General features: G+C 37.3%; 17 protein-coding genes and 1 other annotated feature. Of the genes, 3 read left to right on the forward strand and 14 right to left on the reverse strand.

Going from position 1 to position 14899, the window contains the following annotated elements:
* Positions 1-10: 10 nt before the first annotated feature.
* From BK584_RS02900 to BK584_RS02940, 9 genes are all read right to left on the reverse strand, one after another.
* A complete protein-coding gene (locus tag BK584_RS02900) occupies positions 11-1003 on the reverse strand; it encodes a LolA family protein (protein ID WP_078391198.1) in 993 nt (330 codons plus the stop codon).
* A complete protein-coding gene (locus BK584_RS02905) occupies positions 1000-2448 on the reverse strand; it encodes a sensor histidine kinase (protein ID WP_078391201.1) in 1449 nt (482 codons plus the stop codon). Before BK584_RS02905 ends, BK584_RS02900 begins: the two co-directional genes overlap by 4 nt.
* Positions 2445-3134, reverse strand: coding sequence for a response regulator transcription factor (locus BK584_RS02910; RefSeq protein WP_078391202.1), 690 nt, complete (start codon positions 3132-3134; stop codon positions 2445-2447). Before BK584_RS02910 ends, BK584_RS02905 begins: the two co-directional genes overlap by 4 nt.
* 132 nt (positions 3135-3266) lie before the next feature.
* On the reverse strand, positions 3267-3866 hold the full coding sequence (locus BK584_RS02915; protein WP_078391204.1) for a genetic competence negative regulator: 600 nt from the start codon (positions 3864-3866) through the stop codon (positions 3267-3269).
* Between the two features lie 116 nt (positions 3867-3982).
* Positions 3983-4897, reverse strand: coding sequence for a MerR family transcriptional regulator (locus BK584_RS02920; protein WP_078391206.1), 915 nt, complete (start codon positions 4895-4897; stop codon positions 3983-3985).
* A 14-nt stretch (positions 4898-4911) separates the two neighbouring features.
* Positions 4912-5694 (reverse strand): metallophosphoesterase, encoded by a 783-nt coding sequence (locus BK584_RS02925; RefSeq protein ID WP_078391208.1) that lies wholly within the window; start codon positions 5692-5694, stop codon positions 4912-4914.
* A gap of 145 nt (positions 5695-5839) precedes the next feature.
* The gene (locus BK584_RS02930) at positions 5840-6988 is read right to left on the reverse strand and encodes a M20 family metallopeptidase (protein ID WP_078395369.1); all 1149 of its coding nucleotides are present in this window, start codon (positions 6986-6988) and stop codon (positions 5840-5842) included.
* Between the two features lie 332 nt (positions 6989-7320).
* The gene (locus BK584_RS02935; protein WP_078391209.1) at positions 7321-8190 is read right to left on the reverse strand and encodes a helix-turn-helix domain-containing protein; all 870 of its coding nucleotides are present in this window, start codon (positions 8188-8190) and stop codon (positions 7321-7323) included.
* A 226-nt stretch (positions 8191-8416) separates the two neighbouring features.
* Positions 8417-8629, reverse strand: coding sequence for a helix-turn-helix transcriptional regulator (locus BK584_RS02940; RefSeq protein WP_078391211.1), 213 nt, complete (start codon positions 8627-8629; stop codon positions 8417-8419).
* A gap of 158 nt (positions 8630-8787) precedes the next feature.
* Between BK584_RS02940 and BK584_RS02945 the strand changes: the two genes are divergently transcribed.
* Together BK584_RS02945 and BK584_RS02950 are read left to right on the forward strand one after the other, a co-directional pair.
* Entirely contained in the window at positions 8788-9099 is a 312-nt protein-coding gene (locus tag BK584_RS02945) for a helix-turn-helix domain-containing protein (RefSeq protein ID WP_078391212.1), read from the forward strand.
* Between the two features lie 276 nt (positions 9100-9375).
* On the forward strand, positions 9376-10203 hold the full coding sequence (locus tag BK584_RS02950; protein WP_437182728.1) for a lytic polysaccharide monooxygenase: 828 nt from the start codon (positions 9376-9378) through the stop codon (positions 10201-10203).
* Between the two features lie 49 nt (positions 10204-10252).
* On the opposite strand, the gene BK584_RS02955 is transcribed toward BK584_RS02950, so the two are convergent.
* Genes BK584_RS02955 through BK584_RS02975 form a run of 5 tightly spaced genes read right to left on the reverse strand, consistent with a single transcriptional unit; the run spans position 10253 to position 14047 of the window.
* Entirely contained in the window at positions 10253-10666 is a 414-nt protein-coding gene (locus BK584_RS02955) for a DUF2663 family protein (protein WP_169871031.1), read from the reverse strand.
* Positions 10667-10710: 44 nt separating this feature from the next.
* Entirely contained in the window at positions 10711-10908 is a 198-nt protein-coding gene (locus BK584_RS02960; RefSeq protein WP_078391215.1) for a hypothetical protein, read from the reverse strand.
* A 2-nt stretch (positions 10909-10910) separates the two neighbouring features.
* Positions 10911-11516 (reverse strand): CPBP family intramembrane glutamic endopeptidase, encoded by a 606-nt coding sequence (locus BK584_RS02965; protein ID WP_139365597.1) that lies wholly within the window; start codon positions 11514-11516, stop codon positions 10911-10913.
* Entirely contained in the window at positions 11488-13005 is a 1518-nt protein-coding gene (locus BK584_RS02970; RefSeq protein WP_078391217.1) for a RecQ family ATP-dependent DNA helicase, read from the reverse strand. Before BK584_RS02970 ends, BK584_RS02965 begins: the two co-directional genes overlap by 29 nt.
* Positions 12992-14047, reverse strand: a complete 1056-nt coding sequence (locus BK584_RS02975; RefSeq protein ID WP_078391218.1) for a YpbB family protein — start codon at positions 14045-14047, stop codon at positions 12992-12994. The genes BK584_RS02970 and BK584_RS02975 overlap by 14 nt, the downstream gene beginning before the upstream one ends.
* 185 nt (positions 14048-14232) lie before the next feature.
* On the opposite strand from BK584_RS02975, the gene BK584_RS02980 reads away from it, so the two are divergent.
* Positions 14233-14484 carry a ferredoxin gene (locus BK584_RS02980; RefSeq protein WP_078391219.1) on the forward strand — a complete coding sequence of 84 codons (252 nt, stop codon included), beginning with the start codon at positions 14233-14235 and terminating at the stop codon, positions 14482-14484.
* Between the two features lie 157 nt (positions 14485-14641).
* Positions 14642-14849, forward strand: a binding site (T-box leader).
* The last annotated feature ends 50 nt before the right edge of the window (positions 14850-14899 follow it).

A 14899-nucleotide genomic window follows, 5' to 3' on the forward strand; every position in this document is an offset into this window, starting at 1 on the left:
ATTTATTAATTTATTGCATTACCATTGTTTCTATGAAAAGTACTGCTTCACTTATCTCCAGGTCTCGTTTAGTAAAAAGGATATATTGATAACCTTCTTCACTCCAATAAGCAGAATGAAAAGATGGTTGCCAAGTAAAAAACACCTCATTCTCCCGTATTATTTCCGTCTCTCCGCTTGATTCAAACTGTAAACCCTCGTTTTCATCTCTAATAAGTAACTCTAATTCCTTTCCATTTTCATCCTCAAAAGTTAACTTAAGTGATGTTTTTTGACCATTATCTATAGACAATGACTCTGTTAAAGTCCAGCCATTATGTTCTTTCTCTGGAAGAAACATTGGTTTTTCATACAAATCCTTAATATTTTCAAAACGAATTGGGCTATACGCATCATCGTTTCGTAAGAGAGTAAATAAATCATCTTCGGCTATGAATTGTTCATCCTCGAACGAGGGGTCTAGTTGGAAAAACACAGCCTCTGAATGAACCTCATTATTTGTAATCATCTTGAGGATGACAAATGATTCTTTATCGACCCATAACTCTGCACTTTCGTCTGCTCTTTCTTCTTGTTGAAACATCAGTCTAAACACGTCTCGCCCAAGGAGCTTGTCGTCACCAATTAGTTCAATATTGTGGTCTATAAGTAAATGCTCCATTTCTGCCATAAATAATTCTTTCGGAGACGGATAATGTTCATCTTCATATTTTACAATTTCCAATCCCTCATAATCTTTTTCGTACAACACACCATCAATATAATACTGGCCGATAATCAACTCTTCCTCTATTATGTAATCAATTCTTTGAACATCCTTGTTAAGAACAAGAAAATGTTCTCTAATTCCACCTTTTGATTCTAAGATTAGTTCATATGAACCAACTTCTTCCTCTTCATTAAAAGCCTCTTGTAAAGTTGCAGTTGCGTCAAGGGAAGCAAACGCACAACCATTCAAAGCTGCTAACACACAAATGCACAGCCAGACAAGCTTATTATTCATACCTCTCCCCCCTCCAATGCTTCATTCACACTTGGTAGCAAGAAATAAAATGAACTTCCATTTGGGGGATTCGAATAAACATGAATCTCTCCTTCGTGTTTTAGGATTAGTTCGCGACAAATTGCTAGTCCAAGGCCAACTCCGTTTCCATTATCTTGACTTCTTGCTTGTTCAACTTGGTAAAAAGATTCAAAAATCTTATTCTGTGCCCCCGATGGAATTCCTTTCCCCTCATCGATCACAAAAAAATACACGTATCCTTTTTTTCTTTCTTCCACATAAGCAGGTATCAAATCACTTCTATTTGTTGCCATAAGTTTAATTTCTCCGCCACTTGGGGAATACCTTACAGCATTCATAACAAGATTATCTACCACTTGAATTAGCCGATCAACGTCCGCATTCAGTTCTACCGGGTCAATTTGAATACTTACAGTCATATTAAATTCTTGCCACTGCTCTTTATATCCGTCAAATAGCAGTTCTGCCAACTCTTCTGCATCTACTCGCTTTGTTGTTAAGTGAAAACTTGTTGCTTGAAGTTGAGAATAAACAAGTAAATCTTCGAGTAAACGTTGCATATACGCAGACTTTGATAAGATGACTTTTGCATAGTCATCTCGCTTCTCTGAATGAATTTGCATACCTTCTGCATATGCACGAATCGATGTTAACGGCGTCTTAAGGTCATGAGAGATTGAAGCAATTAATTTCCGTTTGTTTTCCTCTTGGGATTGCCGCATGATTTCTGTTTCTCTTATTTGAGAGGTCATGAGTGCGAAATCATCTAGCAATTGCCCCACTTCATTTTTCCCTCTTCTTGCATCAACCTTAACATCACGTTTTCCCAAAGCAACTTCTTGCATCTCTTTATGCATCCAGCCGAATGGCTTAATCATATTACGATTAAACCAATGGTGAACAATGAATAATGTAACACCGCTGATCAGTATAAAAAATAAGACAGTTAACGTATAAATTTCAGCTGCCTCTTCTTCGATCTTGTTTTGATCAAAACGGAGTTCTGAATAGCCAATTATTTGATCATTTAAATAGATCGGTTCTTTATACACATACCAACTCTCTTGAGATTGTAATTCATATAAATTACTTAACATTTCTGCCGGGCGTAAATGCCTAGGAAAAGTTCCTTTTCCTTCAGATTGATATAAAAGCGTTCGATCTTTAGAATAGAGAGCTAACTGAACATCCATTTTACTTTGCTGTAATGCTTTATGAACCAATTCGGATGGCGATGACTCGTACTCCATTGAATGATGGTTAATCGTTTTATTGATACTTTTTGCCGTTATTAACGATTCCATATATGCATTCGTTTGACCTTTCGCTGCTTGGTTTACTTGATATGTGAACAAACTAGTCGTAACAAATGGTACAAGCGCTGTAACAATCAACAATAGATTTAATTGACCTCTTAATTTCATTTTCCTGGCAGACCAATAAATTTATAGCCTACACCCCATACGGTTTCGATATACTTGGGGTGCTTTTTACCATCCTTTAATTTATGGCGTACATTTTTAATGTGTACAGTTACTGTTCGGCTGTCAAAGCTATCACCGTTCCAAACTTTTGTATATAAATCTTCTTTTGTGAACACATGCCCTGGATTTTCCGCTAAATAAACAAATAGCTCATACTCTTTTGCCGTCATACCAATCAATTCATCACCAACCGTGACCCGTCTTCCTCTTCTGTCAATTTCAACATCTTGAAAAACCATGCAATTAGACACTTTTGGACACACTTTTTTCTGATAGCGCCGAATCTGCGCTTTTACGCGGGCTACTAACTCTAATGGACTAAACGGTTTTGTCACATAATCATCCGCACCAATCTCTAAGCTATAAACTTTGTCGTAATCGCTTGCTTTGGCACTAACAACAATAACAGGTACATCCGATTGTTCCCTAATTTGTTTACATAGTAAAAAACCATCCAATTTTGGTAACATTAAATCAACAATAATTAACTCGTATGTATCTTTCGAAAAAGCATCGTAACCGGATTGACCGTCTTTGCACCACGTCAATTGAAAAGATTCGTTTTCTAAATAATCGATCATAATTTGAGCAATTGATGGATCGTCTTCAATCAATAAAATAGCCATTATTTCCCCCACTGCCAACTTCATTTTTCTTTATTTTACCAAATAACCACGACTTTTTGTGGCACTTTTATAAAAATTTTTTTATTCTCATTTTTCATAACCAAAAAAGCAGCTGGCACATACTCCAGACTGCTACTTTTTATAAAAGATATCATATAATGATTTAACGGTATGCGACCGCATCAAACTTTTTCCGTATTCATAAATTCGGTAAAATGAGGTTGTTGCTGGATTGCCAAATTCCGACAAGATCGCTATAAGAGCAGATTCATTTACTTCTTCAAGTTCTTCTTCTCCAAATTTCAAGAAAAAACGATTCTGATAAGAATATAATTCCCCGCCTTCGATACCAATCGAATACAATCTTGATACAAGTCCAATTACATCTTCAAAAGAAGCAAACTCATAAAAAACTTCATCAATTTCATCAAGCGTTAATTGCATCTCAATGAAGCCTTCTTCATAGTCATCAGAGTCAAAGTCGTCAGCTTGCGTACCTTTTGTAACGATAAAAACCATGCCTTGTGCAGGCATCGCAAACACTTCCACAGCTATAGGACCATCTACTTTAAACCCTAATTCGTCGTCTGCTTCAAGCATCATGTCTCGGAACAAATCATGGACTTTGGGGACATCTTGCCATAAATCTTCTTTTGTAATTCCACGTTCGTTCATATCATCATACGTTAAAAATACTTTAAATTTATCAATTGCCAAACGTTCCAGACGCATACCAGCCCCTCCTTCATACCCAAATGGTTCTCTCACGCATATCTATAGGATACGTTATGTGCATTAGCCAGAGTTGGTTCATACGAAAACCCGATTCCTCTTATGACTGCTTGTCCTTATTTAACGAAACCCGATTGTTCAAGCCAGAGTTCCCAATCTGCTCTGGATTTCCCAATAAATAAAGGAGCCAACTCTTGTTTATCACTATCATGTAATTGGGTAAACCCTGTTCCAACAAGACCCACAAGTACCTTTGAGTCCATATTAATCAATGTCTCCATTAAACATACGCTAGCCTTAATATTTTCTGTTGCCATACAAGAAAGCACAAAAAGATCAGGGCTCCATTGCTTCCTAATAAATTCCACATCCTGATCTGAAATTCCTGCTCCAATGCAAATAACTTCCATTCCTTTTCGCTTTAGATAAAACGAAAACATTCGAAGTAATAATGCATCTTCCTCATTTGGTCCACAACTTAACAATGCTCTTGGCATCGTCGCGTCGATTGGAAGGGTAAGGGAGACCGCAGAAATCTTCATCTCTAAGAAGTCTTGGCAAAACTGTTGATGAGCCCTTGTTTTTATACCACCTTTTAAAGAGGTTTCAGTAAAGTTTTTAATCAATCCAAACAATTCAATTGTGACTCGATCAATTGAATACAAGCTATACGCTTGGTTCAGCAAATCCTGAGCTGTCCGTTCATCAAAATCAAGTAATGATTCTGCAATTTTTTCTGCCAATTGCTCAATGAAATTTGATTTTTGAACTTGTGCAAGTTCCACGCTTTCATTAAAAACGCTTGCTTCCTTTAGTTCCACCGCTTGTTTAATTGTAAACCCTTCATTTACTTTTTCAATAAGCCACTGAAGAACGGCAATATGCTTCTCTGTATACAATCGATGTCCGCTCTCGTTTCTATCCGGACAAATGACTTGGTATCTTCTTTCCCAAGCACGGAGTGTACCTGGACGGATACCAAGTTTTTTTGATACAGCCTTAATGTTATACTTCCCTTCTTTAAAGGTCATATCCCACTCACTCCTTACTCATCCACCTTCGCTTCGCTTGGAGTTATTGTGATAAGATGAGCTTCAGGAGCAGCCCCAAGACGTAAAGGTAACGTAGTTGTTCCGTATCCCCTGCTCACTAGCTTCATAAACCCACCTTCACGCGTCAATCGGCCAGGAGCTTCAATGCCATAACCAAACAAACGAATTTGACCACCATGCGTATGCCCAGAGAGCATAACATCGATTGGCAATCCTTGCATAAAAGCGCTTATTTCAGGAAAATGACATAATACAATCGTATAATCATTCCCTTCCTTGCCAAGCAGTTGTTCAATATCGCTTTCTCTATACGATTTATTACTTAGACCAATAATTCTAACAGGAATTCCTTTTATCTTTATTTTTGCAAAGTCATCATCCAAATAGACAACACCATAAGACATTAGCATTTCCTTTAACCAGGCTTGATCTACTTCTTCGTCATTGTTTCCACGAACAAAATACGTTGGCGCAATTTCAGTCAATTTCTCAATGTTTTTTTCAGTTCGTTTTTTTGGAACCCACTTTTCTGTTAAATCTCCACCAATTAGAACGACATCACATTCTCCATTTAATCCCAATAACATTTCTTCAGAAATGCGCCGACGATGGATATCGGTAATAAAGAAAATCCTCAACTTGTGTGATTGCCCACTAATCGTACGACTCGACCATGAATGAACAGTAATATTATTTTCATGAGCTTGCTTTGCCATGTGCATGAGCAAGGCACCACTAGCAAATGCACCCATTAATTTAACCCATTGTTTTGCCATATTGATAAACCCCTTATACAGTCTAAAAAGTATAGCTGTATCATATCACACTCAAGCTAAGGATGCCTTTTTAAGCACCTATACATTCTGTTCTATTAAAAAAAGAGCAAACCTCGCAGGAGCATGCAAGGTTTGCTCTTTTTTATCAAGATCTCGTAACCATCGCGGTCACTAAATGCGCTAAACTAACTGCACCAAGCTGTTTTGCCGCAATAAGCATCGATTGTTCATCGATATCAAACTTCGGATGATGATGAGGATATACAATTCCTTTCTTCTCATTTCCAGCACCTGTAAAAAAGAAAGCACCCGGTACGTGTTGTAAATAGTAAGAGAAGTCTTCTCCTCCCATAACGGGCTCTGTCTCATACATGTTATCCTGCGGGTGAAAAGTGGCCGCTGCCTTCATTAAAGCATCCGTTGCTTCTGGATGATTTATAACGGCAGGGTATCCTTTAATATATTCAAACGAATAATCAGCACCACTAGCTTCACAAACACCTTTCACTGTTTCTTCCATTCTTTTGATTAATTGATTCTGAACTGTTTTGTTAAACGTACGCACAGTTCCTTCCAGCTTTGCTTTATCACTAATCACGTTAAACGCCCCACCTGCATGAAATGAAGCAATTGTCACAACAGCTGGTTCCATAGGGTTCGTATTTCTACTTACAAGTTGTTGCAACATTAACGATATATTTGAGCCAATCATAACGGCATCAACGGTCTCGTGAGGCATGGCACCATGGCCACCTCTGCCTTGAATGTTAATAACAAACCTGTCCGCTGCCGCCATTAACCGTCCACGCGAAAACCCAATGTCTCCAACAGGCAATGGACTCCATAGATGTGTTCCATAAATGACATCGACGCCATCAAGAGCTCCATCTTCAATCATTGCAATAGCTCCACCGGGAGCCAATTCCTCAGCAAATTGATGGATAAATACGACATTGCCTGCCAATTCAGCTTTCAAGCTAGTGAGTGCTTTAGCTAATACTAATAACGTTGCGGTATGCCCATCATGTCCACATGCATGCATGCGACCAGGGATTTTTGATGCAAACGGCAATTCGGTTTCTTCTTGAATGGGTAATGCATCAAAATCAGCACGCAAAGCAACTGTCTTCCCTGGATTTGCGCCTTTTAGGGTCGCTACGACACCTCTACCCCCAACCCCTTCACGTACTTCGAGTCCTAAATCCTTCAAATAAAGTGCGATTTTTTTCGGCGTAATTACTTCTTCATAAGACAATTCTGGTTCAGTATGGAATTGTCTACGCAATTCAACCATTTCTGGATAAAGAGAATTCAAATTTTCAAACAATTTTTTGTGTACGATGTTATTCCCCTCCCCGTTTTATGTACAAAAAAGGTATCCCAAACGGAATACCGGCAGTCAATTATGCAACTCAATCTGAATTCTGGGACATTTTTAAGAGCATTAATGCCATTAAGACAGCAAGCACTACCGCTGTTAATCCAATACCGAGAATAGCGATTAGTTCTGAACCGCTCATTTTGTTCACTCCTTGATATTTTGCCTTATATAGTGAGTATACGACTCTAGTATATCATAAGCGCTTACAGTTTCAAAGGCTTGACTACAAGCTTATGTAAGTTGAATTATTTCGCCGTTTGAATAGCCCATTCAACAGTTTCCACTTGATTATTTTGCTTCTCAATTGCAAAAATGGCTTTTGATTTATATAAATAACTCAAGCCTAGTTCTCTCTTCCCTAACTCTAATAAGCAACGACCTTTTTGAAGAAGTAATGATCCTAATTTATATAATGATTTATTTCTAATACATACCTCTTCACCTTTACTGCTATACTGAAGTGATTCACGAGCAAGTCCGATTTTATGCGCACACTTAGCAAGGCCAAATAAAATACGAAGCTCGGTGACATGTGCATCTCTTCCAGCAGAGTATTGATTAAATAATTCTAGCATTCGCAAATACACTTGGTAAGCTTCATCATATTGCTTTAAATGACAATAAAAAGTAGCCTTACTATCTAACATTTCAATAGTTCTATTTGTATAGCCGTATTTATTTGCAACTTCATGGTCTAATGCGTTTTGTATTAATTCTAATGCACAGTGTGCGTTATCTTCCAAATGATATACACATAACGCGTCATGCCAGAGAAGAAATTGTTCATCGTCAAACGATGTGAACAACAATCGATTTTGCTTTCGCTTAATAATTGAACTGATTTTTTGATATTCCTGCTTTTGTTTTAATGAACTTATCATGGTCTTCAATGCAGAGACTCTTCCACTGTCATTATCTTTTTGTTCAAAAAAATAATTCATATCCACTTCTAACTTTTGAGCAATTTGAAATAGTGTCACACTTGAAGGGTTCAGATTCCCCTTTTCAATATTACTTATCTGGGCTTGTGTGCAAATCCCTTTTGATAGTTCCGCTTGAGTCATAGAAGCGCTCTTTCGTAACAAGTGAATTTTTCGTGCAATCTCTTCCTTCATTCTTATGCCTCCAAGCTAATTCTAAATAAAAAGAACCCTTCTATTTTGGTCAATTTCTTCCAGTAACTATTCGATTATAAATCGATTATCCAAATATTCCTACAAAAAAATCAATTTCTTTAGAAAAAGTTTAGAAATAAGGATTAAAATCACTTATTTATCTAATAAAAAACGCTTAGGTTCGTCACCTAAGCAATAAGAATGAATGATTCGTCTACTCATTTGATCATTCTTTTTTTGGTAATAATTCATCAAAAAATAAGTCGTCGGGTTTCAATGAAAAAACATTTGCGATTCTTACAGCAAGTTCATATGAGAGTCCTCGCTTCCCATTCTCGACTTGCCAATAAAACGGGGTACTCACATGAATTCGTTTTGCTACTTCTTCAAGAGTCATATGATTTTCTAAACGGACTTGTTTTAATTTTGTTCGCTGCATATGCTCACCTCATCGCTTTTAATTAACTAACAGTTAACCAAATTATACTCATGACTGATTACTCTGTAAACAAAAAGTTCCTATTTAGTTAACCGAATTTACGTTAGCTCATTGTTAACTTATAATAGACTTATGATGATGTAGAAAGGGTGGTCACTTTGGCCATTGTTCCAGAACGGTTAAAGGCATTAAGGCTCGAACGAAATTTAACCCAAGAACAATTAGGAGATTTACTTAATGTAACAAAAGTGTCTGTTTCAGGTTACGAGAAAGGCAAGAGAACCCCTGATACAGATACACTTAATCGAATTGCTGATGTATTTCAAGTTTCTACAGATTATTTATTTGGTCGAACAAATCTAAAAAAACCTCTTTTTTTCTACGAGACAGATTTAACCTTAAAAGAAGAGCAATTATTGCGTGAACACCTCACTACATTACGAACTAAAAAGACAAAAACATGCGATTAAAGAAATCATTAAGTAGGGATAAATATTAACCTGTGCAAAAAGATCATTGCACAGGTTATTTCTAATTTATAAAACTTTTTTCACTCAGTTTCCCAACTACAAATCCAGTGTTCTCCGTTTAAACTTTCAAAATAAAACAATTAAACTTAATAATCGCCACCTAAATTGTAGTTACAAGCATAATAATTCGTCATCACTTTCCCAATTTAATTTTATAACAACCCTGATACAATTAAATAAGCGCAGCATCAATTGCGCCAAAAAGGAGGAATTGAATTGCAAACAACTTGCAAGGATCTGTTGTCCATCAAGTATTTAGGTATTTTAGCTTTGACAGCAATTTTCTTTTTATTTGCTGGAAGCGGTTTCGCAGATGCTCACGGTTACATTGAAGCGCCAAAATCTCGTGCGCTACTATGTAAAGAGGGGATCAATCAAGATTGTGGTGCTGTTGTTTATGAGCCACAAAGCCTTGAAGCACCAAAAGGGTTTCCAGGCGCAAGTATCCCTGATGGGAAAATCGCTTCTGCTGGAGGCGTGTTTCCAAAATTAGACGAACAATCCTCAACGCGTTGGTCTAAAGTCAATATGAATAGTGGACAACAAACATTCACTTGGCATTTGACTGCTATGCATTCAACAACAAAGTGGCATTACTACATTACAAAACCAAATTGGAATCCAAATCAACCTCTAACTCGCGATCAATTTGAATTAATACCATTTTATGAGCGTCATGATGGAGGAGCCCGTCCAGGTCAAAAGGTAAGCCATCAACTTACTGTTCCACAACGCACTGGCTATCATGTCATTTTAGGTGTTTGGGATGTAGCAGACACAGTCAATGCCTTTTACCAAGTCATTGACGTCCAATTTTCCGGCGGCTCAAACCCACCTTCAGAGCCTAATCCAGAACCGCCAACTACGTATCCTACGTGGAATGCTGGCACGACCTATATTGGTGGAGATCGGGTGACTTATAACGGCAATGTTTATCAAGCTAAATGGTGGACTAGAGGGGAAACCCCTGGTCAAGCTGATGTTTGGCAATTAGTTCAATCACCAACTCAAGCACACACAATGCCTCTTCTACAACCTGATTAATTGCCTTATCTATTTTAAGAGAAACGCATCAGTCGATGCGTTTCTTTACTTAATGAAAGTAATATAAATTAATACCATATTGATCATTCATTTCTTTTAAAAATGCCTCTTTTTCTTGAAAGGAACGCGATTTAATCCAAAGATCGCCATCTCGGTCAATAAATTCATATCGCAAACTTTCAAACTCTTTCTCTTTTTTTGTTGCTTTTTTTGTTAATGCGATCATCCTTAACATACAGATGACTAGAACCAACAGTAATAAGATACGTACTGGAGAAGCAAGAAGTTCTTCGTGTGGCAAAGATTTTGCATCAACTGTTTGACTTAATAAAAATACAAGCATGCCACACACACCTAGAACCGACCATACATAGTATCGTTTTGTTCGTTCCACATGATCCCACGCTTGTTTTCTCGTTATTAATTCCTTCGTCATTTCTTCAATAGTTGATTGAACGCCCATACAAGACCCTCCTATAATTAAAAACGTATGCATGGACGACCCATTTAGAACATAAATACAAACGCTACTATTAGCACGAAAATAACCAACATAAAAAACAACGAAAAGAGCATATGAGGCAATGTAACCATCTGAATCCGTTTCTTTTTTGTGCGTTTATTTCTATGATGATTAGCTCGTGCGGGTAGCTCTTCTATAGTGGCTTCATTTCGCTTTACTCTGCTCAAAGTTGGCTCATTCATGTTCATCGCCCCCTAATCACTTTTTTCTTATATCTGAGAATAAACCCCAAAACCGTATTTATAAAAAAATGAGCTCCTACTACAGCAACAAAATTACCTGTTTTCTCAAAAAATAAGCCTAATGAAACACTTAGAATAAGTACGTAAGTAAATAAAACAGGTTTTTTTACATATCTAAAGTGAACAAAAGCAAACAACACACTAGCAATTGGTAGACCAAAAAACTGTTGCAAAACTGCACGAAATAGCCATTCCTCGCAGAACGCAACTACTGCACAAAAGAACAAAATGTGTAGAGGACTCATCTGCGCAAAAACACGCTCGTTTAATCCACCGTCATCAAGTGACTTCTTTGAAAATACCATATACACTAGTGCATTGACTCCTAATGCACATACTGCAAAAACACTCCCTTGCCATAACCCATTATACCAATCTAGTTGCAGATTCGTCAGCATATTTCTAAACCCATCTCCAAATACAAATGCACAGAGAGCACCAATGGCTAACAAAAGAAATTGGGATAAATACATGCTTATGTATAAGTCTTTATTAGATAAATCCTTTAACATGCCTCGTTCAATTCCCATGCCCGCATGACCTTTCAATTCCAAAGATCCTTTTCAATTCCTCTTTTGCATTAAGCAGCGTTTCATTCTCTTTCTTTTTTCTCTTATCTTTTCGAAAAGGGCCCAAATCTAACCCACATACATTACAACAAGGTTTTTGGCTGATTGGCTCCTCGTTAAAATAATGTAATAACTGTCCCCTTTTGCACTGTTCCGTGCCATAGGCATAAGTAATCGCAGATTCTAATCGCTTTTTCTGTCGTTTTACATTTATATCAAAATGGTTTCTTAACTTAACTGCAACATCTGTTATTGCGAAGGCTTGAACCATTCCATTTTTAATCACTCCCCACTGTTCCAACAAAAAAACCGCAGTTCGTGCTTGATCTCCATTTATGGTTTCTACTATTGATTCAAATGACTCACTTTTAAAAGGTAGTCCACCTTGAAGCGTTCCAAGTGCCCATGCCCAGTCTATTTCAGATAGCTTACCTCTTTCAACTAATTGGTGTGCATAATATTTATCTTCAGGAGTCGTAAGTAAAACAGCAAAACTAGGTTTTCCATCTCGTCCAGCTCGTCCAATTTCTTGAACATACGAAGCAATATCAAGAGGACAATGCAAATGAATTACATAGCGAATGTTCTCTTTATTGAGTCCCATTCCAAATGCACTTGTTGCACAGACTACATCTAATTGACCATTCATAAATTGTTGCTGAATAAGCATTCTCTCAGCATTTTCCATTCCTCCATGATAAAAACCAACGCGTATGGTTGACTCTACTTGCAACTTATGACTGTAATATTCCGCTTGTGCTCTTGTTTGAACATAAACCAACGCAGGAGACTCATAAGATTGGATGTATTCAACTAACCTATTTACCTTATCAACTTGGGAATTCATTTCTTCTACCGCAAGTAATATATTTTCTCTGTTTACACTCTCGATATAGAAAAAGGGGTCTTTCAGTGCTAGCTCTTTAATAATGTCTTGCCTTACCGAAGGAGAAGCAGTTGCAGTAATTGCCAGACATGGGGGCATTTTAAAATCATCTCTTACATCTTTTAACCGTAAATAATCCGCCCGAAAGTCATGTCCCCAATAAGAAACACAATGCGCCTCGTCTATAATGAAGTACGAAATGTGTATGCTTTTCAATCGATTGATTAATTCGTCTGATTGTAACATTTCTGGTGATGTATAAAGTAACTTGATTTTTGATAAATGACTGATTAACCATTTTCTTTCTTCTTTGTTTGTAAAGCTATTTAATGTGGCCACTCGTCTTATTCCTTGGCTCTTTAATTGTTGTACTTGATCTTCCATTAATGACAACAATGGCGACACAACAATGGTTAACCCTTCAGATAATAAGCCCGGTAATTGATAGCATAAGGATTTCCCCCTACCTGTTGGCAACATCGCCAACACATCCTTACCAGCCATCAACTGCTCTATAATGTCTTTTTGTCCAGGTTTAAAAGACTGGAATCCAAATAAGGAATAAAGCTTATCTTCTAACATTTGTATTCCAACCCTTTCTTGCAAGAACAAGTCTTATTTCAAAGTAACTGACTTGTTTTTCTAGACGCTCATGTATTTTTTTTAGTTTTAAGGTTTGTTCGTTGTTACTGACTTGTTCAATTAATGTTTGCTTTAGTGGTTCAACATACGTACTAATTTGAAAAGATTCATTAAATAAAGCTAGTTCAACCAAATGATCCTCAATGGTTGCTTTTTTTAACTTTCTAAACTTAGCAAGCTCATTCACGTCACTGATTTGAGTTAACAGACGCGCTGTTTTTTGGGCGGAAACGGTCCCGAAAATGATTGTACGCTCCATTTCTATGAACACTTTTAATAATGGATAAGTTAATGAATCTGCTTGAATCGCTTGAATGAGCCCATGAACCATACTCGCATGTCGGATTGACATTTCTTCTAGTGGGATATTCAATTGATTTGCTAATTGCGTTTTGGTGGAACCAACTCTCCCTGGTCTTGATAGTTGCCAGACAAAGACCTCTTGTTGAAGCAACGATTGCGTAGAAATTAATTGAACACATTGACTATATAAGTCTCGACGGACATTCATTCTTGCTTCTTTTGTCTTTGGCAAGTGCTGTTTCACAAAGCGCTGGACCGCAGGGTTATCCGTTATCGGAACAAACCGTTTCCCTTCTTCGATATGTGAAAGTGTTTGGATAAATAATGTAAACCTCTCCCAAAATACAGGAGCAATTCTCCCGTATTTCCACCCGTTAAATTGATCAATATACTCGTTTTTATCAAGCCAGTTTTGCAAAACACCTTTTCCTTTTTCGGTAAGCGAATGTGCTTTCTCTCTCGACTCTATTAATCCCGTTTGCTCAAGCTTTTCCGCTATCTTTTCAAATTCACTGTATTCCATATTCGGGAAAATACCAAAGAGTGGCAGCGCTTGATAAAAGGCCGCATCTTGGATCGTCTGCGCAGATCGTTTTCCTTGCAGCAAATAGAAAGCCCCCGCCATTGAACGCTCTCCATTAAAGTGCAAACATGCAAGCATCAGCAACTTCCACTTCACTTTTGTCCCTCATTTCATGCTTGTTTTTATTTGTTTATTGTACCAAATAAGAATGTCGTTTGTCTTTTTTCATTGTCAATTATCAACGGAAAGGCTACAATGGAGTGATCCTTTTTATACGTTATTTATAACAACAATCCATCTTTCTAAAATGATATTCTGGCTAGACAGGGGACTTACTTAATATGAAAAACTATTACTCAATTGTTGATATTGATACTTGTATCGCATGTGGCGCATGTGGAGCCGTCGCGCCAGATGTTTATGATTATAATGACGAGGGTTTAGCCTTTGTTTTGTTAGATGATAATACTGGTTCAATGCCGATCCCTGATGTTTTAATTGATGACATGTTGGATGCCAAAGATGGTTGTCCAACCGACTCAATAAAATGTGCAGAGAAACCATTTGACGGAAATCCATTAAAATACGAATAAACTAGTAACGACCTTGATTATATCCCCTTTTTCTGACGAATTTTTGTATTCTTTTCACTTAAATATAAAAATCGAAGAATAAAATCCGAACAATTATATTTCTAGGATTGACTTTCTCTTTTTATCATGATAAATTATCTTACAAATCAATATAATTAAATCTGCTTTGACGAAGACATGAAAAGGTTATGGCTGATATAGAGAGCTGGTGGATGGTGAAAACCAGTGAGGCCTCCTTTGATAGCACTTCTAAGCTGACGCATTGAAAAATAAAGTAAATGCGATCCGGTCTATTGCCGTTATAAATTCAAGATACGAGATCATCGTATAAACGAGGGTGGCACCGCGGACAATCCGCCCCTCACAGCAATTCTGCAGCTGTGAGGGGCTTTTTGTATTATTATTATTTAATTAG

The sequence above is a fragment of the Shouchella patagoniensis genome (assembly GCF_002019705.1).
GTDB classification, from domain to species: domain Bacteria; phylum Bacillota; class Bacilli; order Bacillales; family Bacillaceae_D; genus Shouchella; species Shouchella patagoniensis.